We start from the raw sequence: 23,892 nt of genomic DNA, 5'->3' as shown, positions 1-23,892 counted from the left end.
CAGCCATCCGGCATCATGTGGCCATGACAACCACGCACCCGCACCTCGATGAGGTGGTCCGGACCCGACGCAGCCGCCGGTTGCGGATCCTGATCGGCGTCTGTGTGATGGTGCTGGTGCTGCTGATCGCCTGGCTGGTGATCGCGGCCAATGCGGGCCGCTGGGGCGTACCGATGTTCAGCTTCACCAATGAGCGCGGATCCCAGTGCCGCAACGACTTCTTCGGCCACAGCTGCAACCCGATGACACTGGAGGACATCTCCTATCGGGCGGACGTGCCGCTGGCCGCCGACACCAAGGTGCTGCTCGGCACCTGGCGCCAGACCCATGACTTCCAACTGACCGCGCGGCTGGTGTTCCCCAAGGAGAGCGCCAAGGCCAGTTACGAGGCCCTGCAGCAGAAGTTCGGCGAGTGCCGGCAGAACCAGCCGAGCCCGCTGGCCACCGTGCCCGATCTGACCGCCCTGTGCGTGATGAGCAACGAGTTCACCCGGATGGAGGGTGGCCTGCCGCCGGACCGGTTGTGGCAGATCTCCAGCGCCACCCAGGCCGACGGATCGACCCTGGTGCACATGGACATCCGCAGCCGCTGACCCGACAGCGCAGAACCACGAAACCCCTGCCGAGGCAGGGGTTTCGTGGTTCTGGTGACCTTCTCGGTGCCGCCCGGTCAGCGGGCGGCGGTGCCCTCGACGTAGTCGTCGTCGTGGGACTTGACCCAGGCCATCAACTCGCGCAGCTCCTTGCCGGTCTTCTCGATCGGGTGCTGCTCGGCCTCGGCCCGGAACTTCTTGAACTCCGGCGCGCCGGCCTCCTGGTCGGCCATGAAGCGGTTCGCGAAGGACCCGTTCTGCACATCGGCGAGCACCGCCTTCATGCTCTCCTTGACGTGGTCGTCGATGATCCGCGGGCCGGACACGTAGTCACCGAACTCGGCGGTGTCGGAGATCGACCAGCGCTGCTTGGCGATGCCGCCCTCATACATCAGGTCGACGATCAGCTTGAGCTCGTGCAGGCACTCGAAGTAGGCGACCTCCGGCTTGTAGCCGGCCTCGGTCAGGGTCTCGAAACCGGCCTGGATGAGCGCCGACGCGCCGCCACAGAGCACCGCCTGCTCACCGAAGAGATCGGTCTCGGTCTCCTCGGTGAAGGTGGTCTTGATGCCGCCGGCGCGGAGCCCGCCGATCGCCTTGGCGTACGCCAGGGCCAGATCCCAGGCCTTGCCGGTGGCGTCCTGCTCCACCGCGACGAGCACCGGTACGCCCCGGCCCTCGCTGTATTCGCGGCGCACCAGGTGGCCCGGGCCCTTCGGCGCGACCATGGCCACATCGACACCGGCCGGGGGCTTGATGAAGCCGTAGCGGATGTTGAAGCCGTGGGCGAAGAACAGCGCGTCACCGTCGACCAGATTGGGCTCGACCGCTTCCTTGTAGAGCTTGGCCGCGTGCTGGTCGGGGACCAGCATCATGATCAGGTCGGCCTCCTCGACGGCCTCGGCCGGGGTGACCACGCGCAGGCCCTGGGCCTCGGCCTTCTCCCGGCTCTTCGAGCCCTCGTTCAGTCCGACCCGGACATCGACTCCGGAGTCCCGCAGGGACAGCGCGTGCGCGTGTCCCTGGGAGCCGAAGCCGAGGATCGCCACGTGGCGGTCCTGGAGCAGCGACAGGTCGGCGGCGTCGTCGTAGAAAAGTTCGGTGGCCACGATCGTTGGTTCTCCTTGCTGGATTTCGTATTCAGGTCTGACAGTAGTAGGTCGGTCGACACCGGGTGCCCGGTCTCAGCGCATCAGACGATGCGGATCGGCCGGGACCGCTCGCCCCGGCTGGTGCGGTCGCTGAGCGAGCGGCTGCCGCGGCTCAGCGCGACGACACCGGACTGCACCAATTCCTTGATGCCATAGGACTCCAGCATCCGCAGCAGGGCGTCCACCTTGTCCGAACCGCCGGTCGCCTCGATGGTGATCGAGTCGTTCGCCACGTCGACGGTCTTGCAGCGGAAGAGCTGGACGATCTCCAGCACCTGGCTGCGGGTCTCGGGCGTCGCCCGGACCTTCACCAGCAGCAGCTCCCGGCGCACCGACTTGTCCTCCAGCTCGACGATCTTGAGCACCTCGACGAGTTTGTTCAGCTGCTTGGTGAGCTGCTCCAGGGAGGTGTCGTCGACATTGGCCACCAAGGTGATCCGGGAGAGGTCGGCATGCTCGGTCGGGCCCACCGCGAGCGACTCGATGTTGTAGCCGCGGCGGGAGAACAGGGCGGCGATCCGGGTCAGCACACCGGGCTGGTTGAGCACCAGCACCGACAGGGTTCGGGGTGCGGTGCTCACAGGACCTCCTCGTCCCACTCCGGCGCCATGTCGCGCGCGATCTTGATGGCGTCGTTGCTGGTGCCGGCGGCGACCATCGGCCACACCATGGCGTCCTTGTGCACGACGAACTCGACGACCACCGGGCGGTCGTTGATGGCCAGCGCCTGGTTGATCACCTCGTCGACCTGGTCCTTCGATTCGGCGCGCAGCCCGACACAGCCCATCGCCTCCGCCAGCTTGCGGAAGTCCGGCACCCGCCAGGATTTCAGGTCGGTGTTGGAATAGCGGCCCTCATAGAACAGCGTCTGCCACTGTCGCACCATGCCCAGCGACTCGTTGTTGATCACCGCGATCTTGACCGGAATCCCTTCCAGGGCACAGGTCACCAGCTCCTGGTTGGTCATCTGGAAGCAGCCGTCGCCGTCGATCCCCCAGACCACCGAGTCGGGCTGGCCGACCTTGGCGCCCATCGCCGCCGGGACGCAGTAGCCCATCGTGCCCAGGCCACCGGAGTTCAGCCAGCGACCGGGCTTCTCGAAGGGCAGGAAGTGCGCCGACCACATCTGGTGCTGTCCGACGCCGGCCGCCCAGTAGGCGTCCGGGCCGGTCAGTTGACCGATGCGCTGGATCACGTACTGCGGCGAGAGGCTGCCGTCGACCGGCTCGTCGTATCCGGTCGGGTACTTCGCCTTGACCCCGTCCAGGTACGCCCGCCAGGCGCTGAAGTCGAACTGGGTGCCGTCCCCGACCAGATCGCCGAGCAGCCGCAGCACCTCCTTGCAGTCACCGACGATCGGCACATCGGCGACCCGGTTCTTGGAGATCTCGGCCGGATCGATGTCGGCGTGCACGACCTTTGCCAACGGAGCAAAGGAATCCAGGTCACCGGTCACCCGGTCGTCGAAGCGGGTGCCGATCGCCAGCAGCAGGTCGGCCCGCTGCAGGGCGCCGACCGCCGACACCGAGCCGTGCATGCCGGGCATCCCCATGTGCAGTTCGTGGCTGTCGGGGAAGACACCGCGCGCCATCAAGGTGGTGACCACCGGGATCCCGGCGGCCTCGGCCAGGGCACGCAGTTCCTCGGCCGCCTGGGCCTTCACCACACCGCCACCGACGTAGAGCACCGGGCGCTGCGCCTCGGCGAGCAGCCGGGCCGCCTCCTTGACCTGCTTGTTGTGCGGTTTGGTGGTGGGCCGGTAACCGGGCAGCTCAACGGTCCGCGGCCAGACGAAGTCGAACTCGGCCTGCAGCGCATCCTTGGTGATGTCGACCAGCACCGGGCCCGGGCGGCCGGTGCCGGCGATGTGGAATGCGGAGGCGATCGCCTCGGCGATGTCCTCGGGCCGGGTGATCAGGAAGTTGTGCTTGGTGATCGGCATCGTGATGCCGCGGATGTCGGCCTCCTGGAAGGCATCGGTGCCGATCGACCGGCTGCCGACCTGACCGGTGATCGCGACGATGGGCACCGAGTCCATGTGCGCATCGGCGATCGGCGTGACCAGGTTGGTCGCGCCCGGGCCGGAGGTCGCCATGCACACACCGACCTTGCCGGTGGCCACGGCGTACCCCTCGGCCGCATGGCCCGCGCCCTGTTCGTGCCGGACGAGGATGTGGCGTACCGAAGAATCGAAGAGCGGGTCGTAGGCCGGCAGGATCGCGCCGCCGGGGATACCGAAGACGACCTCCACCCCCATCAACTCGAGCGAACGGACCAGCGCCTGCGATCCGGTCATCCGGAGCGGCGCATTCGGCTCCGCCCCGTTCTCGCGCTGGCTGGGGGCAGCCGGCCGCGGTTGAGCTTCCGGCCGGGGCGGCTTGGGTGCCGCCTCGTCAGTGACCCTCATCTGTCTCCTCCACACATCGTGACGTTCGATCCGCACCGCGCGGTATCGAGGTCAACAGTTGGTGGCTTCTCGTCGCTTCCTGCCGCCGGGATCTCCGGCAACAAAAAACCCCCGCCGCCGGGAGGCGCACGAGGGAGCGTGTCGGTGGTGGGGGGTCTTCCCCGGCCGACACGCTAGGTGATTACGAGAATCCGGTACTGCTGCACGTCTTCACAATGTCGCATCGTTCCAGTTGTGTCAACGAATGGACGCATCTTCTCAGGCGGTGAGATTCTTTGGCGCCCTAGGAAATCCGGGCGTCGGCTGCGCGAGCGCCAGCACCCCTTCCACGCCGGCTGAGCGAGCGCCAGCACCTTCCACGTCGGCTGAGCGAGCGCAGCGAGTCGAAGCCACCCTCGCTCTCGCGGGTGGCTCCGACTCGGTCGTTGACTCCTCGTTCGGCTCAGTCCACGTGCCGCACGGCCCCGTACGAGGCCGGGCGCACCATCGAGGCGTACGCGCGCAGCGCCTTGGAGACCTCGCGCTGCCGGTTCGCCGGCCGCCAGGGCAGATCGCCCTGAGCCAGCCGGCGCCGCTCCAGCTCGGCGTCGTCGACGTTGAGGTGCAGCTTGCGGTTGTGCACGTCGATCTCGATCTCGTCCCCGTCGCGGACGAGCCCGATCACCCCACCGCCGGCGGCTTCGGGCGAGATGTGTCCGATCGACAGGCCCGAGGTGCCGCCGGAGAAACGGCCGTCGGTGATCAGCGCGCACTTCTTGCCCAGGCCGCGCCCCTTGAGGAAGGAGGTCGGATAGAGCATCTCCTGCATCCCCGGTCCACCCTTGGGGCCCTCGTAGCGGATCACCACCACATCGCCCGCCTTGACGGTCTTGTTCAGGATCTTCTCGACGGCCTCCTCCTGGGATTCCATCACCACCGCGGGGCCGACGAAGTTGAACAGCTCCTCATCGATGCCGGCCGACTTGATCACCGCGCCCTCGGTGGCGAGATTTCCATACAGGATGGCCAATCCGCCGTCGGCGGTGTAGGCGTGCTCGAAGTCCCGGATGCAGCCCTCGGCCTGATCGAGGTCGAGGGAGTCCCAACGGTTCTGGGTCGAGAACGCCTCGGTGGTGCGGACCCCACCGGGCGCGGCATGGAACAGGTCGACGGCCTCGGGGGTCGCCTTGCCGCCGCGCACGTCCCAGGCGTCCAGCCAGGAACCCAGGTCGTCGGAGTGGATGGTGTGCACCGATTCGTCCAGCACCCCGGCGCGTCGCAGTTCGCCAAGGATGGCAGGGATTCCGCCGGCGCGGTGGACGTCCTCGATGTGGTACTTCGGCGAGTTCGGAGCCACCTTGCTGAGGCACGGGACCTGCCGGGACAGGTCCTCGATGTCGGCCAGGGTGAAGTCGATCTCCCCCTCGATCGCCGCGGCCAGGGTGTGCAGGACGGTGTTGGTGGAACCACCCATGGCGATGTCCAGGCACATCGCGTTGCGGAAGGCCGCCTTGTTCGCGATGTTGCGCGGCAGCGCGCCCTCGTCGTCCTTCTCGTACCAGCGGCGGGCCAGATCGACGACCCGGCGACCGGCCTCCAGGAACAGCTCCCGGCGATCGGCGTGGGTGGCCAGAGTGGTGCCGTTGCCGGGCAGCGAGAGACCGAGCGCCTCGGTCAGGCAGTTCATCGAGTTGGCGGTGAACATGCCCGAACAGGAACCGCAGGTCGGGCAGGCGGACCGCTCGATCTCGCTCATCCCCGCCTCGCCGATCGAGTCGTCGGCCGAGGCCGACATCGCCGAGATCAGATCGGTGCTGGGGAACGCCACCCCATCGGCGATGACCGCCTTGCCGGCCTCCATCGGACCGCCGGAGACGAAGACCACCGGGATGTTCAGCCGGAGTGCGGCCATCAGCATCCCGGGGGTGATCTTGTCGCAGTTGGAGATGCAGACCAGGGCGTCGGCGCAGTGCGCGTTCACCATGTATTCGACCGCGTCGGCGATCAGTTCACGGCTGGGCAGCGAATAGAGCATGCCGCCGTGGCCCATCGCGATGCCGTCGTCGACCGCGATGGTGTTGAACTCCTTGGCGACCCCGCCGGCCTCGGCGACCGCGCCGGCGACCAGCTGGCCCATGTCCTTCAGGTGCACGTGGCCGGGTACGAACTGGGTGAAGGAGTTGGCGATCGCCACGATCGGTTTGCCGAAGTCCTCATCCACCATGCCGGTGGCCCGCCAGAGCGAGCGCGCCCCGGCCATGTTGCGGCCATGGGTGGTGGTGCGGGAACGCAGTGCGGGCATGACGGCTCCTTCGCGGACGGACGACTCTCCCGAGCGTAACCCGCACCGGTCGGCGTACCCAATGAGCGCCCAGCATCCGAGCCGTCAGCGTCCAGCGCTGCCCGCCCGCGGCCGCACCCGGATCACGTACGCCAGCAGCGCCATCGACAGCGCGGTCCCCCACAGCGGCAGGAAATTGCCGGCCAATGCCTGCAGCGGGGTGTAGCGGCGCTCGACGTCGTAGCCGTAGGGCAGGAAGGCCAGCACCGGGCAGAGCGCCACCCAGCCGGCGTACACCAGGCACGGGATCGTCAACCAGCTCGGCAGTCCCGGGCGGCGCCCCCGCCCGCGGGTGCCCGCCACCCGATCCCGGTACTGCCGGGCGGCCTGCAGCGCCCCGAGGCCGACCAGCAGCGCCCAGACGTGGTGATGGGTCCACGACAGCGGCGAGGCGAGACAGGTGGCGAGGCCGACCACCCCGACCGCCAGCACCCGTTCCTCGATCCGCCACAGTCCGACGGCCGCCAGCAACCCGATCAGAGCGGCCAGCATGCTCACCACCAGGCCCAGCCGGACGGTGGACGGGTCGGTTCCCAGGGTGCGCGCGAAGACGGCGTTCAGCGACTGGTTTCCCACATAGACAGGGTTTCCGTAGGTGTCACCGCGCAGCACCTTCTCGGCGAACCGGACCGTGGCGGCGGGTTGCAGCAGATAACCGATGCCGGTGAAGAAGGCCGTGGCGAGCAGCCCGATGATGGCGACCCTGCGCCGCCCGGTGAGGAAGGCGAAGACCAGGAAGAGCAGCGGGGTGAGTTTGATCGCCGCGGCCAGCCCGGTCGCCACACCGCGCGGCAGCCAACGGCGCTCGCCGACCGCGCGCGGCAGCAGGTCGCCGACGACCAGCGCCATCAGCAGCGTGTTCACCTGGCCGTAGCCGATGGTGGTCCGGAACGGTTCGAACGCCACCACCAGCACCACGTTGACCAGACCGAGGGTCAGCCCGCGCGGCACCCGCGCCCGGGCCAGGATCAGCCGCTGGGCGAGCACGGTGAGCGCGGTCCAGACCAGCTGCAGCGCCAGCATCGGCAGCAGCGCGAACGGCACCAGCAGGATCGCGGCGATCGGCGGATAGATGTAGGGCAGGTCCCAACCGGGGGTGCGGGTGGCGTAGATGTCCTTGCCGGCCAGCAGATCGCGGACCGCGGCCACATAGACGTCGAGGTCGATGGTGGCGGGGCGCCACGGGCTCGCCGTGCCGGTCGCGATGATCCACGGCAGCAGGATCAGCGCGACCACGAACGCCGGCAGGAATTCGATCAGCCAGCGGACCGCCCGGTGGGGCCGGTCCAGCGCGGCCTCGGCCCGCTCGGCGTCGGTGAGGCGAGTCGGCGGGCTCAACGGACTCGGTTCTCCAGGGGTTCGTCGGCCGCCCAGTGCCGCAGCTGCCGCGCGATCAGCGCATTGGCCCGCGGCCAGAACGCGGTCGCGGGACCACCGGTGTGCGGGGAGATGAGCACACCGGGACTGCGCCACAGCGGATGCTCGGCGGGCAGCGGTTCGGGGTCGGTGACATCCAGCGCCGCGCGCAACCGGCCGGCCGAGGTCTCGGCGAGCAGCGCGTCGGTGTCGACGATCGGGCCCCGGGCGACGTTGACCACCAGCGCATTGTCGGGCAGCAGCGCCAACCGGCGGGCGTCCAGCAGCCCACGGGTGGAGTCATTGAGCGGCACGATCACGAAGACCACATCGGCCTGCGGCAGCAGCTCGTCGAGCTCGTCGATGCCGTGCACCCCATCGCGGGCCCGGGAGGCGACGCGGGTGATGGCGGCCGGTTCCATCGGTTCCAGCCGCCGCTCGATCGCCTTGCCGATTCCCCCGTATCCCAGGATCAGGGCCCGCTGATCGGCCAGCGACTGCCCCATCGGCCCGCGATCCCAGCTGCCCGACGGCATGTTCCGGGCGTACTGGTCGAGCCGCCGGCCCTGGGCCAGCGCGAGCCCGATGGCCAGCTCGGCGGTCGCGGTGTCGTGCACCCCGGCGGCATTGCAGAGCGCGACGCCGTCGGGGATCAGCTCGGGCACCCCGTCGAACCCGGCCATGTTCAGCTGGACGACCTCCAGGCCGGTCATCTCCTCGGTACGCTGCAGCGCCGCGTTCCCGCTCAGGTAGGGCACGACCAGGAACCCGACCTCGGCGATCGAGTCGGGCCAGGGCTCACCGGGGTCGACGAACGGCGCCATCTCGACGCCCTCGGGGAGACCACCGAGCTTCTCCTCGGCCTCCGCGCGGCTGCGGAACGGGAGCCAGGCGAGCTTGCCGGTCATCGTCACCTCCGGTGTGTGGGTCGGGTGGTCCTCAGGCGTCGGTCTCGGCGCGGACCTCGAAGCCCGCGGCCGCCATCTTCTGTTTCACCTCGGCCACCGAGACGGTACCGAAGTGGAAGACGCTGGCGGCGAGCACCGCATCGGCCCCCGCCCGGGCGGCGTCGACGAAGTGCTCCGCGGTGCCGGCACCACCGGAGGCGATCACCGGCACCTCGACCACCCGGCGGACCGCCTCGATCAGTTCCAGGTCGAAGCCGGCATTGGTGCCGTCGGCGTCCATCGAGTTGAGCAGGATCTCCCCCGCCCCCAGATCGACCGCCTGGCGTGCCCATTCCAGCGCGTCCAGACCCGCGGAGGTGCGACCACCGTGGGTGGTGACACCGAATCCGGAGGGCTGGCCGGCCTCGCGCCGGGCGTCCAGGGAGAGCACCAGCACCTGGTTGCCGAACCGGGTGGTGATCTCGCGGATCAGTTCGGGGCGGCGGATCGCGGCGGTGTTCACCCCGACCTTGTCGGCACCGTGCCGCAGCAGGTCGTCCACGTCGGCGACCGACCCCACCCCACCGCCGACGGTGAGCGGGATGAACACGGTCTCGGCGGTCTGCGAGACCACCTCCCGGGTGGTGGCCCGGCCCTCGTGGGAGGCGGAGATGTCGAGGAAGGTCAGCTCGTCCACACCGGCGGCGTCATAGGCCAGTCCGAGCTCCACCGGATCGCCGGCGTCGCGGAGGTTGGTGAAGTTGACGCCCTTGACGACCCGCCCGTCGTGGACGTCGAGGCAGGCGATGATGCGGACAGCCAGGCTCATGGGCACCGACCCTACCGGCCTAGGGTGGGCACATGCCGGAGCTGGACCCCACCTTCACCGCCCTGCCGCTGCGGGCTCTCGCCGATGCCGCCCTGGACCGCGCCGCGGCGCTCGGTGCCGGGCACGTCGAGGTGCGCATCGAACGGACCCGCAGCGACCACCGCACCTACCGGGATGCGGCCCTGGAATCGGCCAGCGACAGCGAGGTGCTGGGTCTGGGGGTACGCCTGCTCTGGCAGGGCGTGTGGGGATTCGCCGCCGGGATCACGCTGACCCCGCAGGCCGCGGCGCGGATCGCCGAACAGGCGGTCGAGGTGGCCCGCATCTCGGCGGCCGCCGGTTCCCGGCCGGTGGAGCTCGCGCCCGAACCGGTGCACCGCGGCAGCTGGGTGTCGGCGTACCGGATCGATCCGCTGAGCGTGCCGGCCCCCGAACGCGACGCCCGGTTGATCGAGCTGTCCGCCGCATTGCTCGCCGGGTCCGGGGTCGACCATGTGCAGGCCGCCGTCGACGCGGTGCGGGAGAACAAGTTCTATGCCGATTCCGCCGGCACCGAGACCACCCAGCAGCGGGTCCGGATCGCGCCGGCACTGACGGCGGTGACGGTCGGTGAGCACGGCTTCGCCACCATGCGGACGCTGGCGCCCCCGGTGGGTCGTGGCTGGGAGTACCTGACCGGGGAGGGTTGGGATTTCGATGCCGAGGTGGCCGAACTCCCAGGACTGCTCGCCGAGCACGCGGCGGCACCGAGTGTCGAACCGGGCCGCTACGACCTGGTGATCGAGCCGACCAATCTCTGGCTGACCGTGCACGAGTCGATCGCGCACGGCACCGAACTGGACCGGGCACTCGGTTATGAGGCGGCGTACGCCGGCACCTCGTTCGCGACCGTCGACGGGCTGGGGTCGCTGCAGTACGGTTCGCCGCTGCTGCAGGTCACCGGGGACCGGGTCACCGAGCACGGGCTCGCCAGCGTCGGCTGGGATGACGAGGGGGTGGGCGCGCAGGAGTTCGAGATCATCCGCGACGGGGTGCTGGTCGGTTACCAGCTGAACCGGCAGATGGCCGCCGAACGGGGACTCGGCCGCTCGAACGGCTGCGCGTTCGCCGATGCGCCATCCCACATTCCCCTGCAGCGGATGCCGAACGTCTCGATCCGGCCCGACCCGCAGGGCCCGGACGTGGCCGGGCTGATCTCCCGGGTGGAGCGCGGAATCCTTGTCCAGGGAGACAATTCCTGGTCGATCGACATGCAGCGCTACAACTTCCAGTTCACCGGACAGCGCTTCTTCGCGATCGAGAACGGCCGACTCGTCGGGCAGCTGCGCGATGTGGCCTACCAGGCGACCACGACCGATTTCTGGGGTTCGCTGGCGGCGGTGGGTGGGCCGCAGACCTATCTGCTGGCCGGGGCGATGAACTGCGGCAAGGGACAACCGGGTCAGATCGCCTCGGTGTCGCACGGTGCGCCGGCGTGCCTGTTCCGCGAGGTGAATGTGCTCAACACCAATGCCGAGGGAGGTGCGCTGTGAGCGAGCGGGTGGCCGACTGGATCGAGGCGGCGCTGGGGGCTGCACGGAGCCCGGACTGCACGATCATCGTCGACGAATCCCGGGAGGCCAACCTGCGCTGGGCGAACAACGCCGTCACCAGCAACGGGGACACCCACGATCGATCCGCGACCGTGATCGCCTTCGACGGTCCGCGGACGGCCGCGGTCTCGGGCCCGTTGGCCGATGCCGCGGAGCTGATCGCCCTGGTCGGGCGGGCGGAGGCCGCGCTGGTGGACGCCGTGGCGGCCCCTGATGCGATGCCGTTGCTGGACGGCGGCCGGGACACCGACTTCGCCGAACCTGCCGATGCGGCTGATTTCTCCGTGCTGGCAGGATTCGCGGCCGAACTGGGGGATGCGTTCCAACTGGCCGTGGCCGAGGGGCAGCTGCTGTTCGGGTTCGCCGAGCACCGGCTGACGACGACCTGGTTGGCCGCCAGCACCGGCACCCGGCGCCGGCACGTGCAGCCGATGGGCCGGGTCGAGCTGAACGCCAAACTGCCGGACCTGATCGGATCGGCCTGGGTCGGGGTGGCGACCCTCGACTTCACCGACGTCTCGGTGCCGGGGTTGTACGCCGAGGCCAGGCGTCGCCTGGGTTGGTCCGCGCGCCGGATCGATCTGCCCGCGGGCCGGTACGAGACCTTGCTGCCACCCTCGGCGATCGCCGATCTGCTGATCTATGCCTACTGGTCGATGTCGGCGCGCGATGCCGCCGAGGGGCGCAATGCCTTCGCCGACCCGGCCGCGGTGGGCCGGACCCGGATCGGTCAGCGGCTCAGCGAGCTGCCGCTGACCCTGGCCAGCGATCCGGCCGCGCCCGGGTTGGAACGGGCACCGTTCGTGATCGCGCACGCCTCCGCCGGCGGTGAGCAGTCGGTCTTCGACAACGGTGCGCCGGTCGAACGCGCCGAATGGGTCGCCGACGGCGTGCTCACCGATCTGGTCCGGGATCGTCGGGTCGCCGCCGACCAGGGACTGTCGGCGCGGCCGGCCACCTGGAACCTGTTGCTCACCGGCGGCGGTGACCAGGGACTGGACGAGATGATCGCCGACACCCGCCGCGGGCTGCTGCTCACCTGCCTGTGGTACATCCGCGAGGTCGACCCCGAGACCCTCCTGCTCACCGGGCTGACCCGCGACGGGGTCTATCTGATCGAGGACGGCGAGGTGGTCGGTGCGGTGAACAACTTCCGCTTCAACGAATCCCCGATCTCCTTGCTGGGCAGGATTTCCGAGGCCGGCCGCAGCGAGCAGACGCTCCCGCGCGAGTGGAACGACTGGCTGACCCTCACCGTGATGCCACCGGTCCGCGTCCCGGACTTCAACATGTCCACCGTCTCCCAGGCGCACTGATCCCCCACGCTCATCGAGCAGCACGCCATGCGCAACGAAGCGGAGCAATGGCGTGCGTGTCGAGATGAGCCGCCCGGGTTGTGCCCATCTCGACACGGTCGCTGCGCGACCTGCTCGATGAGCGGTGCAGAACCCGTTTGCCGCGGTGACGGTGTGGATGCATCATGGATGACGTTGCATTCCCTGCGAGAGGATCGACTGGTGTACCTCCCGGTGTCGCCCACGCGCTGACCCGTCGAGCGAACGGCTCCCCGATGAGCCCGGCTCCGGATCGGCGTACCCACACCGATTCCGAGGAGCCACCATGTCATCCCACGCACCCATCACCCTCGCCGATCTCGGCTTCGACTGGCCGGACGGCAGCACCGCACTCTCCCACCTGGACGCCACCTTCGGCGCCGGGCGTACCGGCCTGGTCGGCCGCAATGGATCCGGCAAGTCCACCCTGTTGCGCGTGATCGCGGGTGAACTCGCCCCGAGCAGCGGCAGCTGCCAGGTCGGTGGCGAGGTGGCGTACCTGCCGCAGCGATTGACCCTGGACACCGACCGCAGCCTGGCGGACCTGCTCGGGGTCGCGGAGAAACTGCGGGCCTGGCGACGGATCAGTGACGGCAGCACCGAGATCGCCGATTACGAGATCCTGGGTGACGACTGGGATCTCGAGGCGCGCTGCGCGCAGACGCTGGGCACGATCGGGCTCGGCGCGGTCGGGCTCGACCGGCGGATCGGCACCCTCTCCGGTGGTGAGACGATGCTCGCCGCGATCGCCGGCGTGCAGCTTCGGGGGGTGCCGATCGCGCTGCTCGACGAACCGACGAACAACCTCGACGGCACCGCCCGGGAACACCTGTACGCCTTGATCCGCGGTTGGCGCGGCACCCTGGTGGTCGCCAGCCACGACCCGCTGCTGCTGGAGGAGATGGACTGCATCGCCGAGGTGTACGCCGGCCGGCTCACCCTCACCGGTGGCGGATTCGGCGACTGGCAGCGCCAGCTGGCGGGGCAGCAGCAGGCGGCGAAGCGTGCGGTCCGCGACGCCGAACAGCAACTGCGCAAGGAGAAGCGGGAACGGGTCGAGGCGGAGACGAAGCTGGCTCGGCGCAGCCGTGCCGCGGACAAGGACCATGCCAACAAGCGGATGCCGAAGATCGTGATGAACACCCGGAAGTTCCAGGCGCAGGTCTCCGCCGGCAAGCTGCGCGGTCAGCTCGACGACCGGGTCGCCTCCGCCACCGAGGCGCTCAGCGACAGCGAGGCACGGGTCCGCACCGACGAGCGGGTGGCGGTCGACCTGCCCGATCCCGGCGTGCCGCAGAGCCGTCGGCTCGCCGAGCTCACCGGCACGGATTCGCGGATCGTCATCCAGGGACCGGAACGGATCGCATTGACCGGCCCGAACGGTGTCGGCAAGACCTGCCTGGTGGAGACCCTGGTCCATCCCGACCGACCGCGCCGGCTGCCCGCCCATGGCACTCCCCTGGCCCGGATCGGTTATCTGCCGCAGCGACTGGACGGACTCGATGACGACTCCAGTGCGGTGCGGAATCTGCGCGATCGGCTCCCCGGGGTGAGCGTGCAGGACGTCCGTGGCCGGCTCGCGCGGTTTCTGCTGCGCGGTGCGGTGGTGGAACGACCGGTGGGCTCACTGTCCGGTGGGGAACGGTTCCGGGTGGCGTTGGCGGCGTTGCTGCTCGCCGAGCCACCCGCGCAGCTGCTGATCCTCGACGAGCCCACGAACAACCTCGATCTGGACACCGTCGACCAACTGGTGGCTGCGCTGGAGTCCTATCGCGGTGGGTTGCTGGTGGTCAGCCACGACACGCATTTCCTGTCCCGGCTGGGGATCGACCGCTTCATCGGGCTCGATGCCGCCGGCGCCCTGACCGAGTACGACCCCCGACCCACGCTCATCGAGTAGGTCGCGAAGCGACCAGTCCCCCACGCTCATCGAGTAGGTCGCGAAGCGACCGTGTCGAGATGAGCTGCGCCGCGCAGGTCCTCTCGACACGCTCGGCATTGCTCCGCTCCGCTGCGCATGCCGGGCTACTCGAGGACCGTGGGTCGAGGTCAGTGTTTGAAGCCGGGGAGGTCGACGCTGTTGCGCGGGGCGACCACACCGCCGATCAGGGTGATCAGCGAGATCGCCGCGAGCAGCACCGCGGCCGGCCACCAGTGCCGGTCGGCGGCGGCGACCCAGGCGGTGGCCATGAAGGGGACGAAGCCGGAGACCACACCGGCCAGGTTCTGCGACATGGCGGCACCGGAGTAGCGGGTGGCGGCCGGGAACAGACCCGTCATCACCGTCCCGCTGGCGGCGTACGGATAGGACAGTGCTGCGACCGCGATGGTCATCCCGAGCACCACCAGGACCGGCTGTTTCGACACCACCATGAGGAAGGACGGCACGGCCAGCACGATCGAGGCGACCGCGCCCCAGATCACCACCTTGCTGGCCCCGAAGCGCTCCCCCAGTCGGCCACCGGAGACCAGCACACCGATCTCCACCGCCGCGGCGATGATCGTGCCGAGCAGCAGCAGGTTCTTCGACATGCCGAGGGTGTTGGTGCCGTAGGAGACGACGAAGGTGGTCACCAGATAGAAGCCACCGACCCCGAGGAAGGCGACCGCGGAGCCGATCAGGATCTGCAGCCAGGACTGCCGCAGCACCGCGAGCAGGGGCGACTTCTCCAACCCACCGGTCTCCTCGAGTTCCCGGAAGACCGGTGACTCCTCCAGCTTGGCCCGGATCCACAGGGCGACCAGCAGCAGCGGAATCGCCGCCAGGAAGGGAATCCGCCAACCCCAGGCGTCGAAGGTCTGCGGGCCGAGCAGATAGGACACCAGGAAGAAGCCACCCGAGGACAGGATGGTGCCGATCGGTGATCCGATCTGCGGCATCGCCGCATACCTGGCCCGTTTGGCCAGCGGCGCGTTCTCCACCGCGATCGTCATCGCCCCGGACCACTCGCCGCCGACGAACAGCCCCTGCAGCACCCGCAGGATGACCAGCGCGATCGGGGCCCAGACGCCGATGCTGGCGAAGTTCGGCAGCAGGCCGATCACACCGGTGAAGATGCCGATCCCGACGATCGTGGTCAGCAGCACCGAACGCCGGCCGATCCGATCCCCCAGCCAGCCGAAGATCAGCCCACCGATCGGCCGGGCCGCGAAGCCGACCCCGAGGGTGGCGAAGGAGGCCATGGTCGCCGCCGCCGGGCCGCCGGTGAAGTACTGCTTGTTGAACACCAGCGCCGCGGCGGTGTTGAACAGGAAGAAGTCGTACCACTCCATCGCGGTGCCGACCAGCGCACCCCAGGTGACCTTCCGGGCCTCGGATTCGTCGAGCTGCCGGGTGGCCCCGGCCTCCAGCCTGCCGCCGGTGTTCCGCACGTCCGCCATGGCAAGAACCTTCCGTCGCTGGACAGATTCGCCTCAGTCAAGCACGAAACACCCCGCCGGGGATGGGGTCATCCGGACGCCATGTCACAGTGCGAGACGCCCCACCCGCCGGTCGGTGTGCGGCGCTGACCCACCCGCTGATCAGGGTTCGGTGTCGTCGGCGACGAAGGCGACGACACCGCGCCGCATCGCTCGGGTCGCCTCCCGGCAGGTACGCCGCAGCGCCGCCCGGCTCTCGTCCTCGGCCGCCTCCCGGTTCGCCGCATCGCCGATCTGATCGGTGAAGTCGATGACCTGGCGTACCCAGCGGACGAAGTCGCCCGCGGTCATCCCGGACTCGGCCAGCACGGTCGCCAGCGGTCGGCCGGCCGCCCAGGCGAACACCGGCTGGGCGAAACCGATCTCCAGATCCGGACCGCGCTCCACCCGGAAATCCCGCTCCAGCAAGGAGATCTCCCGATGCACCTGGCGCAGTGCGGTCATCCGCGCGTCGGTCTCGGCATCGGGCATCCGCGGTGGGCGGGCCCGGTGATCGGTGCGCCGGGCCTCGAACACCAGCGTGGACAGCACCGCCGCCAGCTGGGGTGCGGACAGGCCGTCGAAGACCCCGCGCCGCAACGCCTCGGCCGCGACCAGATCCAGCTCGTTGTAGATCCGGGCCAGCATCCGGCCGTCGGCGCTCACCCGCAGCGGCTCCCCCTCCAGATAGTGCAGCGATTGCAGCACCTGGCAGATCCGGTCGAACTCGGTGGCGATGGTGTTGGTCCGGCGCTGCATCCGGGACTCGATCTGCGCGTTCTCGCGCTCCAACCGCATCGCCTTCTCCGCCCAGCGGGCATGCTGCTCGCGTTCCGGGCAGTCGTGGCAGGGATGGTGGCGCAACTCGTTGCGCAGTTCGGTGATCCGGGCGGCCACCTCGGCGTCCACCGCACCGGGCCGCCAGCGGCTCGGGGACCGGTCGATCTCGTTCAGCCGGGACATGAACGCGGCGTGCAGCGAGCGCCTGGAGTGCGGCTCCTTGACGTGGAACTTCTTCGGGATCCGCATCCGCCCGACGGCCTGCACCGGGGTCGGGAAATCGTTCAGGGTGAGGCGTTTGGTCTGCCGGTCCTCCCCCATCACCAGCGGATGCGGTTCCTCACGGTGCGAGCGGACACCCGGGTCGATGATCACCGCCCAGCCCTGCAACCGGCCGCTGGGCACGTGCACGATGTCGCCGGCTTTCAACTGCAGCAGGGATTCGAAGGCCTCGGCGCGCTTGTCGGCCTTGCGGTCGCGGGCCGCGTCGGCCTCCAGCTGGGAGATCTCTTCACGGATCCGGGCGTATTCGGTGAAGTCGCCGCGGTCGCACTCGGCGTGCGCCAGGAAACCGGCGATCGCATCATTGTTGCGCTGCTGCTGCCGGGCCAGCCCGACCACCGAACGGTCTGACTGGTACTGCGCGAAACTCTGCTCCAGCAGGGTTCTGGCGCGATCCTGACCGACCGCCCCGACCAGATTGACCGCCATGTTGTAGGTCGGGGCGAACGACGAGCGCAACGGATAGGTGCGTTTCGACGCCAGTCCGGCGACCTGCCGCGGTTCCATGCCGGCCTGCCACAGCACCACCGCATGCCCCTCGACGTCGATCCCCCGCCGACCCGCCCGGCCGGTCAACTGGGTGTACTCACCCGGGGTGATGTCGACGTGCGCCTCGCCGTTGAACTTGACCAGCTTCTCCAGCACCACCGACCGCGCCGGCATGTTGATGCCCAGCGCCAGCGTCTCGGTGGCGAAGACGACCTTGATCAGGTTGCGGACGAAGCACTCCTCCACACATTCCTTGAACGCCGGCAGCATGCCCGCGTGGTGCGCCGCCACCCCGGCGAGCAGGGCGTCGAGGAAATCGGCGTACCCCAACGCGTTCAGGTCGCTGCTGCTCAACCCGGCGGTGTGCCGGCCGGCGATCGCCAGGATCTCCTCGCGCTCCTCGGCGCTGGTCAGGCGTACCCCCGCCCCGACGACCTGACCCACCGCCGCATCGCAGCCGGCCCGGGAGAAGATGAACACGATCGCCGGCAGCAGCCGCGCCCGCTCCAGGGTCTCCACCATCTGCGCCCGGCTCGGCGGGCGGTAGCGGGAACGCTCCCGGTGATCGCGATGCGCGGCCCCGCCGTAACCGCCGGAGCCGTGCCCGTGACCGCGCTTGCCACGCCCGGACCGGCCACGCGGACGGCGGGAGTCGTCGCGCACCGTGCGGGATTCGTCCTTGGCGATCCGGACCAGTGCCGGATTGACCTCGTGCCGGCCCCCGGCGGCGCTGGCCTCGCCGACGATCGCGGTCGGTGCCTCGTCCTCGAACAGGTCGTAGAGCCGGCGGCCGACCAGCACCTGCTGGTAGAGCGGCACCGGGCGGCGTTCGGAGACGACGACCTCGATCGCGCCCCGGACCTCGCGCAGCCAGTCGCCGAACTCCTCGGCATTCGACACCGTCGCCGACAGCGCGACCAGCAGCACCGATTCGGCCAGCCCGATGATCACCTCCTCCCAGACCGCGCCGCGGAACCGGTCGGCCAGGTAGTGCACCTCGTCCATCACCACGTAACCGAGGTTGTCCAGCGTCGAGGACTGCGCGTAGATCATGTTGCGCAGCACCTCGGTGGTCATCACCACGATCGGTGCCTCGGAGTTGATCGAGGAGTCACCGGTGAGCAGCCCGACCTGGTCCGCTCCATAGCGGCGAACCAGATCGGCATATTTCTGGTTCGACAACGCCTTGATCGGCGTGGTGTAGAAGGCCTTGCGACCGGTCTGCACGGCCATGAACACCGCGAATTCGCCGGCGATCGTCTTGCCGGCACCGGTCGGCGCGGCGACCAGCACACCGGAGCCGCCCTCGATGGCCCGGCAGGCCGCCCGCTGGAAGTCGTCGAACTCGAAACCGTAGACGGCGGCGAACTCGGTCAGCTGCGGATTGCGCTGCTGTTCACGGAAACGGGCCATCCGCTGGCTCGGGGAGAGCTCGGCGTCGGGGTCGCTCGGATGCAGGCTGGCTGCGGGGTCCGACCGGTCGGCGGGGTTCAGGGGTTCAGTCATGGTGCCTCCCACGCTACCGGCGGGTGATCGGCGTGCCCGGTTGCTGGGCCCGCGACACGAACACACCGGCCACCGCGAACAGCACCATCAACCCCACCAGCACGAACAGTCCAGCGGTGAATCCGCCGGTCGCCGAATAGAGCCAGCCGAGCAGCACCGGGCCCGCTGCGGCGTACAGATAGCCACCGCCCTGGGCGATCGCCGACGCCCCGGGCACGTCCGCCGGGCGCGGTTGGTGGGCGATGAAGGTGAGCGCGATCGGCAGCAGGACGCCCTGGCTGATCCCGCCGACGACGGCGCCGAGCAGCACCGTCGGCAGGGTTCCGGCGGCGAGCAGGAGCAGGGCGCACAGATAGACGGTGCAGATCGCGATCAGATTGCGGACCGCGTGCCGGTGGCCGACGAACCAGCCGGCCAGCAGCGCTCCGGGCAGGCCGAGCAGGGAGTACGCCGAGAGCAGCAGTCCGGCGGCGTGCTCGCTCAGCCCGGCTCGTTGGAAGATGCTCGGCAGCCAGGTGAGCATGGTGTAGAAGACCAGGGACTGGGTGCCCATCACGAAAGTGATCAGCCAGACCAGCGGTCGGCGCAGCAGCGGCAGCAGACCGGTCGGGACCGCCGCGCGGTGCTCACCGGCCGCCGGGTCGCGGCGGACCCGCAGGCTGACGAAGGTCCACAGCAGCAGCGCGATCAGCCCGGGCCACAACCACACCCCGATCGCCACCGACCAGTCCACGCCCGCGCCGACCAGGGTCGAGGTGGTGAACGGCCCGGCGGCGCCGCCCAATTGCAGCATCACCGAGTAGAGCCCCATCACCAGCGGCAACCGGTGGGCGAACCAGGGCCGTGCCAGGGCCGGTACGACGACATTGCCGATGGCGATCCCGAGCCCGATGATCAGGGTGCCGCCGAAGAAGGTCGGCACGGTGATCCACCAGCGCACCACGATGCCGATCACGATCAGGGCCCCGGCTGCCCAGAGCGTCGATTCCAGGCCGAAGCGGGCCGCCAGCACCGGGGTGAGGAAGGCGAAGACGCCGAAGCAGAGCAGCGGCAGGGTGGACACCAGCCCGGCCTGCGCGGGGCTGAGCTGCAGGGTCTCGCTGAGTTGGCGCAGCACCGGCGGCACCCCGGTGATCGGGGCCCGCAGCAGCAGCGCCACCGCCAGCAGGCCGAACAGCACCCACCCGGCGGTGCGGCTGCGGATCAGCGGGTCACGTCTGCTCACCGATCCAGCTCGCGGGGATCGTCGGGGTCCTGACTGTTCCGGATCGCGCCGCGGGAGATGATCGTGCCGATCACACCGATGCCGACACCGAGCATCGGCCACATCGGCCAGTAGTAGTCGGCCTCGCCGTCGCCGACCGAGGTGAGGAACCAGACCAGGTTGGTGACGATCGCGACGAACAACCAGCTCGCCATGGTGGCGGTGACGGCATGGTCCAGACCGCGGCGCCGCCGGCGCTCGGTGCCCGGTGCCGGTGCGCTCGCCGCGGGACGCGGGGTGGTCTCGGATCCGGAGGGCGACACGGTCAGATCGCCGACCAGCGGAACCAGCTCACCGTGCCGGGTGGCGGCACCGGCCACCTCCAGTCGCTGCAGGTATTCGTCGTGGTCCAGCTGCCCGTCGGCGTACGCCTCGGCGAGCACCTCCCGCGCCACGTCCCGGTCGCTGTCCGAGGCGCGCAGCGCCGCGTCCCGGCGCGGGTCCTGCCGGAACCGGTCCCAGGCCGCCCCGGGCCGATCGTTGCGATCAGGCAGGTTGGTCGGTTCGCTCACCCGGGCAGTGTTTCACGCCGGCTCACTTCGCGGGCGGTGTTCCGAACACGGTCAGCGAGCTGGGTTCGACGCTGATCCGCAGCGGGGTGGGACCGAGCTCCTCGCCGTCACCCATCCCGAACAGCCCGTCGCCGTCGACGGTGACCTCGCGGGCGGTGAAGCGTTCCACCGCGGGATCGCGGACGAAGCTGCCGGAGAACATCGCCGGCAGCAACCGCAGCAGGGTGGCCCGGCTGACCGGGTGGATCACGGTGACATCGAGCAGGCCGTCGGTGACATCGGCGGACGGGCAGATCTTCATCCCGCCACCGAAGTAGGCGCCGTTACCGACCGCGATCAACATCGCCGGCTGGGTGCGTTCCCGGCCGTCGATCCGCAACCGGTAGGTGAGCGGTTCGAAGGTGGCCAGCTCGGCCAGGGCGGAGGCGGCGTAACGGAGATTGCCGATCGGCAGCCGCATCCCGTTGGCGCGCCGGTTGACCCGGGAGTCGTAACCGGTGGCGACGACCGTGCCGACGTGGCGCACCTCGGCGCCACCGACGAGATCCCCCTCCACCCGGAGCGTGTCCACGCGCCGGGTCTGGCCGCCGATCACCCAGTGCGCCGCCTGGATCGGGTTGAACACCCGGATGCCGAGGCCGCGGCACATGTCGTTGCCGGTGCCGGCCGGGATCAGCCCGAGCGGCACCTCGGTCCCGGCGCAGGCGTTCACCCCCAGGGTCATCATGCCGTCGCCACCCATCACCAGCAGCGCATCCGCGGGTACGCCGTCGTGCGCCGGCCGCGCCTGCTCGGCGGCGGCGATGGTGCGCTGCCGGGCCTCGGCGAAGTCGGCGGTCTGGTGTACGCGGAGGGTGGCCCCGGGCAGACCCTGGAGCAGTTCACGGCAGACCGCGGGCAACAGTTTGGCGGCCCGCCCCCGGCCGGCGGTCGGGTTGACCACCAGGGTCAGCGTGGAGCCGTCGTAGCGCGTCAGAGCGGGCATGTCGGTGAGCCTATTGGTCGGTGTCGGTGGGTGGGAACCGCTGTCAGGCCGCGTCGCGCGGAGCCGCGTCGCTGGGGGCCACATCACCGCGCCGGCGTCGCGCCCGGTCGTTGGCCCGACAGATGAGTTCGGCGATGAGGTAGAGCACGGCCATCGGTAGCGCCAGGGCCAGCATCGAGAACGGGTCGGTGGAGGGGGTGGCGACCGCACCGAAGACGAAGCAGCCGAAGATGGCGTACTGCCGCGCCTTGCCGAGCTGTGCACCGCTGAGGATGCCGGCCAGGTTGAGCACCACCAGCACCACCGGCAGCAGGAACGCGATGCCGAAGACGAGCATCAGCCGGATCAGGAAGGTGAGGAAATACTGGATGTCGAGCATGTTGGTGACCGGCACGCTCTGCGGGGTGAAGCTGAGCATCACCGAGATGCCCTTCGGCATCACCCAGTAGCCGATGGCGACCCCGGACAGGAAGAGCGGGGTGGCGGCGCCGACGAAGATGACCGCCCACTTCTTCTCCTTGGCCAGCAGACCCGGGGCGATGAACGCCCAGAGCTGATAGAGCCAGAACGGCGCGGTGAGCACCAGGCCCGCGATCCCGACGATCTTCATCGCCAGCGTCATCGGAGCAGCGACGCCGATGTTCACCACCTCGGTGTTGGCGTCCGGGCGGGTCGCCTTCAGATCGATGGCTGCCAGGTTGTACGGCTGCAGCAGGAACTCATAGAGCGTCTGGTAGAAGAACGCGCAGATCGCGATCCCGAGCACGATCCAGACCGCGGCCACCACGAACCGGTAGCGCAACTCGCGCAGGTGCTCGAACAGCGTCATGTTCCCGTCCGGCGGGACGGGAGGTGGTTTCAGCCAGGCCAGACTCAGCCGCCGGCCGGCCACGTTGATCGCCACCGATCAGCGCAGGTCATCCGGGTTGCGGTCCACGACCTCGGCGTCGACCACCTCGTCCCGCTGGCCGGTGGCCGGCTTGTCGAGCCCGCGGGGCTCGGTCGGGCCCGCCTTCGGCGTGCTGGCGCCCGCGGCGGTCGCACCGCCCTTGCCGGCCTTCTCGTCCTCGCTGAGACCCTTGGTCTCTTCCTTGAACTCGCGGATCGCACGGCCGCTGCTGCGCCCGATACCGGCCAGCCGGGTGCCGCCGAAGAGCAGCAGCACCACCGCGAGGATGATCAGCAGCTCGGGAACGCCGAGCCCGAACAGGGCCATGGGAGTCATCGCACATCCTTGCGTTCGGCGGGATCCTTTGCGACCCCGCATCGTCGGATGCCCCGTTGCGGGGCATCCCCATCGTGCCCCGCCTGGGGACCACACGCCAATCCTAGACACGCCGGTGTGGCGTCCCAACCCACGACCACCGCGAGCCGCCGGATGCGCGGCGGCCTAGGGTCGGCGGGTGATGACGATCGCCACCTTCTGCTGGCTGCTGCTGGCGGGGGTCGGTGCGGGCCTGGTCGGCTATCTCACCGGCCTGGCGTCGCTGGTCAGCTACCCCGCCCTGCTGGCGGCCGGGCTGTCGCCGCTGACCGCGAATGTCAGCAACACCCTGGGCCTGGTCGGCGTCGGGATCGGTTCCACCGCCCGGGCGGGACGGCAGGTCTCCGGTCAGTGGCGCCAATTGGTTGCGCAGGTGGTCGTGGTGGCGATCGGCGGGCTGGGCGGTGCACTGCTGTTGTTGTACGCCGGGGAGGGCACCTTCGAGCGGGTGGTGCCGTTGCTGATCGTGGCGGCCTCGCTGGCCCTGCTGGCCCAGCCGTGGCTGCGCCGGCTCAGCGGCGACCGGCCGCGCCCGGTGGTGTACCTGGTCACGATGCTGGCGATCTCGGTCTACGGCGGCTATTTCGGCGCCGGGGCGGGCACGATCTATCTCGCCGTGACCGCGATCCTGACCACGATGCCCTTCCATCGGGCGATGGTGTGGAAGTCGCTGCTGCTCGGCGTCTCGAACCTGGTCGCGGCGATCACCTTCGCCCTGGTCGCCCCGGTGAACTGGCTGGCCGCGCTGGCCCTCGGGCTGGGCTGCCTGCTCGGTGGGAACCTCGGGCCGCTGGTGCAGCAGCTCTTCCCGGAGCGGGTGCTGCGGGTCGGCGTCGCCCTCTGCGGCCTCGGCCTCGCCGTCTGGCTCGCGCTGAACTGACGCTCATCGAGTAGCTGGCCCGGCGGAGCGAAGCGGAGCCGGGCCAGCGTGTCGAGATGAGC

19 protein-coding genes are annotated in these 23,892 nt (G+C 69.7%); 5 read left to right on the top strand and 14 right to left on the bottom strand.

Annotated features, from left to right (window positions below; all coding sequences use genetic code 11):
- Positions 1-23: 23 nt before the first annotated feature.
- Positions 24-593 carry a hypothetical protein gene (locus tag C8D81_RS02505; protein WP_094356164.1) on the top strand — a complete coding sequence of 190 codons (570 nt, stop codon included), beginning with the start codon at positions 24-26 and terminating at the stop codon, positions 591-593.
- 77 nt (positions 594-670) lie between these two features.
- Here C8D81_RS02505 and ilvC read toward each other — a convergent pair whose 3' ends face one another.
- From ilvC to hisF, 7 genes are all read right to left on the bottom strand, one after another.
- Positions 671-1,702, bottom strand: coding sequence for a ketol-acid reductoisomerase (gene ilvC, locus C8D81_RS02500; protein WP_094356165.1), 1,032 nt, complete (start codon positions 1,700-1,702; stop codon positions 671-673).
- Positions 1,703-1,785: 83 nt separating this feature from the next.
- Positions 1,786-2,325: an acetolactate synthase small subunit gene (ilvN, locus tag C8D81_RS02495; RefSeq protein ID WP_094356166.1), complete on the bottom strand. Its 540-nt coding sequence runs from the start codon at positions 2,323-2,325 to the stop codon at positions 1,786-1,788.
- Positions 2,322-4,040, bottom strand: coding sequence for an acetolactate synthase large subunit (locus C8D81_RS02490; RefSeq protein ID WP_229119426.1), 1,719 nt, complete (start codon positions 4,038-4,040; stop codon positions 2,322-2,324). The genes ilvN and C8D81_RS02490 overlap by 4 nt, the downstream gene beginning before the upstream one ends.
- A gap of 553 nt (positions 4,041-4,593) precedes the next feature.
- Positions 4,594-6,432 carry a dihydroxy-acid dehydratase gene (gene ilvD / locus C8D81_RS02485; RefSeq protein ID WP_094356168.1) on the bottom strand — a complete coding sequence of 613 codons (1,839 nt, stop codon included), beginning with the start codon at positions 6,430-6,432 and terminating at the stop codon, positions 4,594-4,596.
- Positions 6,433-6,516: 84 nt separating this feature from the next.
- A complete protein-coding gene (locus C8D81_RS02480) occupies positions 6,517-7,809 on the bottom strand; it encodes a glycosyltransferase 87 family protein (protein ID WP_166646641.1) in 1,293 nt (430 codons plus the stop codon).
- Positions 7,806-8,735 (bottom strand): 2-hydroxyacid dehydrogenase, encoded by a 930-nt coding sequence (locus tag C8D81_RS02475; RefSeq protein WP_094356170.1) that lies wholly within the window; start codon positions 8,733-8,735, stop codon positions 7,806-7,808. The genes C8D81_RS02480 and C8D81_RS02475 overlap by 4 nt, the downstream gene beginning before the upstream one ends.
- Positions 8,736-8,766: 31 nt before the next feature.
- The gene (gene hisF / locus C8D81_RS02470; RefSeq protein ID WP_094406537.1) at positions 8,767-9,543 is read right to left on the bottom strand and encodes an imidazole glycerol phosphate synthase subunit HisF; all 777 of its coding nucleotides are present in this window, start codon (positions 9,541-9,543) and stop codon (positions 8,767-8,769) included.
- A 32-nt stretch (positions 9,544-9,575) separates the two neighbouring features.
- On the opposite strand from hisF, the gene C8D81_RS02465 reads away from it, so the two are divergent.
- The 3 genes from C8D81_RS02465 to C8D81_RS02455 all read left to right on the top strand — a co-directional run bounded on the left by C8D81_RS02465 (position 9,576) and on the right by C8D81_RS02455 (position 14,369).
- Positions 9,576-11,075, top strand: a complete 1,500-nt coding sequence (locus tag C8D81_RS02465) for a TldD/PmbA family protein (RefSeq protein ID WP_094400421.1) — start codon at positions 9,576-9,578, stop codon at positions 11,073-11,075.
- Positions 11,072-12,451, top strand: coding sequence for a metallopeptidase TldD-related protein (locus C8D81_RS02460; protein ID WP_094356172.1), 1,380 nt, complete (start codon positions 11,072-11,074; stop codon positions 12,449-12,451). The genes C8D81_RS02465 and C8D81_RS02460 overlap by 4 nt, the downstream gene beginning before the upstream one ends.
- 304 nt (positions 12,452-12,755) lie before the next feature.
- Positions 12,756-14,369 carry an ATP-binding cassette domain-containing protein gene (locus C8D81_RS02455; protein WP_133625485.1) on the top strand — a complete coding sequence of 538 codons (1,614 nt, stop codon included), beginning with the start codon at positions 12,756-12,758 and terminating at the stop codon, positions 14,367-14,369.
- A 149-nt stretch (positions 14,370-14,518) separates the two neighbouring features.
- Here C8D81_RS02455 and C8D81_RS02450 read toward each other — a convergent pair whose 3' ends face one another.
- The 7 genes from C8D81_RS02450 to tatA form a co-directional block, all read right to left on the bottom strand.
- A complete protein-coding gene (locus C8D81_RS02450; RefSeq protein WP_094356174.1) occupies positions 14,519-15,850 on the bottom strand; it encodes an MFS transporter in 1,332 nt (443 codons plus the stop codon).
- A 141-nt stretch (positions 15,851-15,991) separates the two neighbouring features.
- Complete coding sequence (locus tag C8D81_RS02445; protein WP_208109152.1) at positions 15,992-18,832, bottom strand: DEAD/DEAH box helicase; 2,841 nt, start codon at positions 18,830-18,832, stop codon at positions 15,992-15,994.
- Between the two features lie 106 nt (positions 18,833-18,938).
- Positions 18,939-20,150, bottom strand: coding sequence for an MFS transporter (locus C8D81_RS02440; protein ID WP_166646640.1), 1,212 nt, complete (start codon positions 20,148-20,150; stop codon positions 18,939-18,941).
- Positions 20,147-20,701 carry a DUF1707 SHOCT-like domain-containing protein gene (locus tag C8D81_RS02435; RefSeq protein ID WP_094425586.1) on the bottom strand — a complete coding sequence of 185 codons (555 nt, stop codon included), beginning with the start codon at positions 20,699-20,701 and terminating at the stop codon, positions 20,147-20,149. Before C8D81_RS02435 ends, C8D81_RS02440 begins: the two co-directional genes overlap by 4 nt.
- Positions 20,702-20,723: 22 nt before the next feature.
- A complete protein-coding gene (locus tag C8D81_RS02430) occupies positions 20,724-21,686 on the bottom strand; it encodes a diacylglycerol/lipid kinase family protein (protein WP_094356178.1) in 963 nt (320 codons plus the stop codon).
- Positions 21,687-21,729: 43 nt separating this feature from the next.
- Complete coding sequence (tatC, locus tag C8D81_RS02425; protein WP_094356179.1) at positions 21,730-22,590, bottom strand: twin-arginine translocase subunit TatC; 861 nt, start codon at positions 22,588-22,590, stop codon at positions 21,730-21,732.
- Positions 22,591-22,593: 3 nt separating this feature from the next.
- Complete coding sequence (gene tatA, locus C8D81_RS21895; RefSeq protein WP_407644062.1) at positions 22,594-22,911, bottom strand: twin-arginine translocase TatA/TatE family subunit; 318 nt, start codon at positions 22,909-22,911, stop codon at positions 22,594-22,596.
- 181 nt (positions 22,912-23,092) lie between these two features.
- Here tatA and C8D81_RS02415 point away from each other — a divergent pair, with 181 nt between their 5' ends.
- A complete protein-coding gene (locus C8D81_RS02415; protein ID WP_094356181.1) occupies positions 23,093-23,830 on the top strand; it encodes a sulfite exporter TauE/SafE family protein in 738 nt (245 codons plus the stop codon).
- Positions 23,831-23,892: the final 62 nt, after the last annotated feature.

The sequence above is a fragment of the Enemella evansiae genome (assembly GCF_004362375.1).
Taxonomy (GTDB): Bacteria; Actinomycetota; Actinomycetes; order Propionibacteriales; family Propionibacteriaceae; genus Enemella; species Enemella evansiae.
Note: the sequence above shows the minus strand (reverse complement) of the source record. Positions and strands in the feature narration are given on the sequence as shown.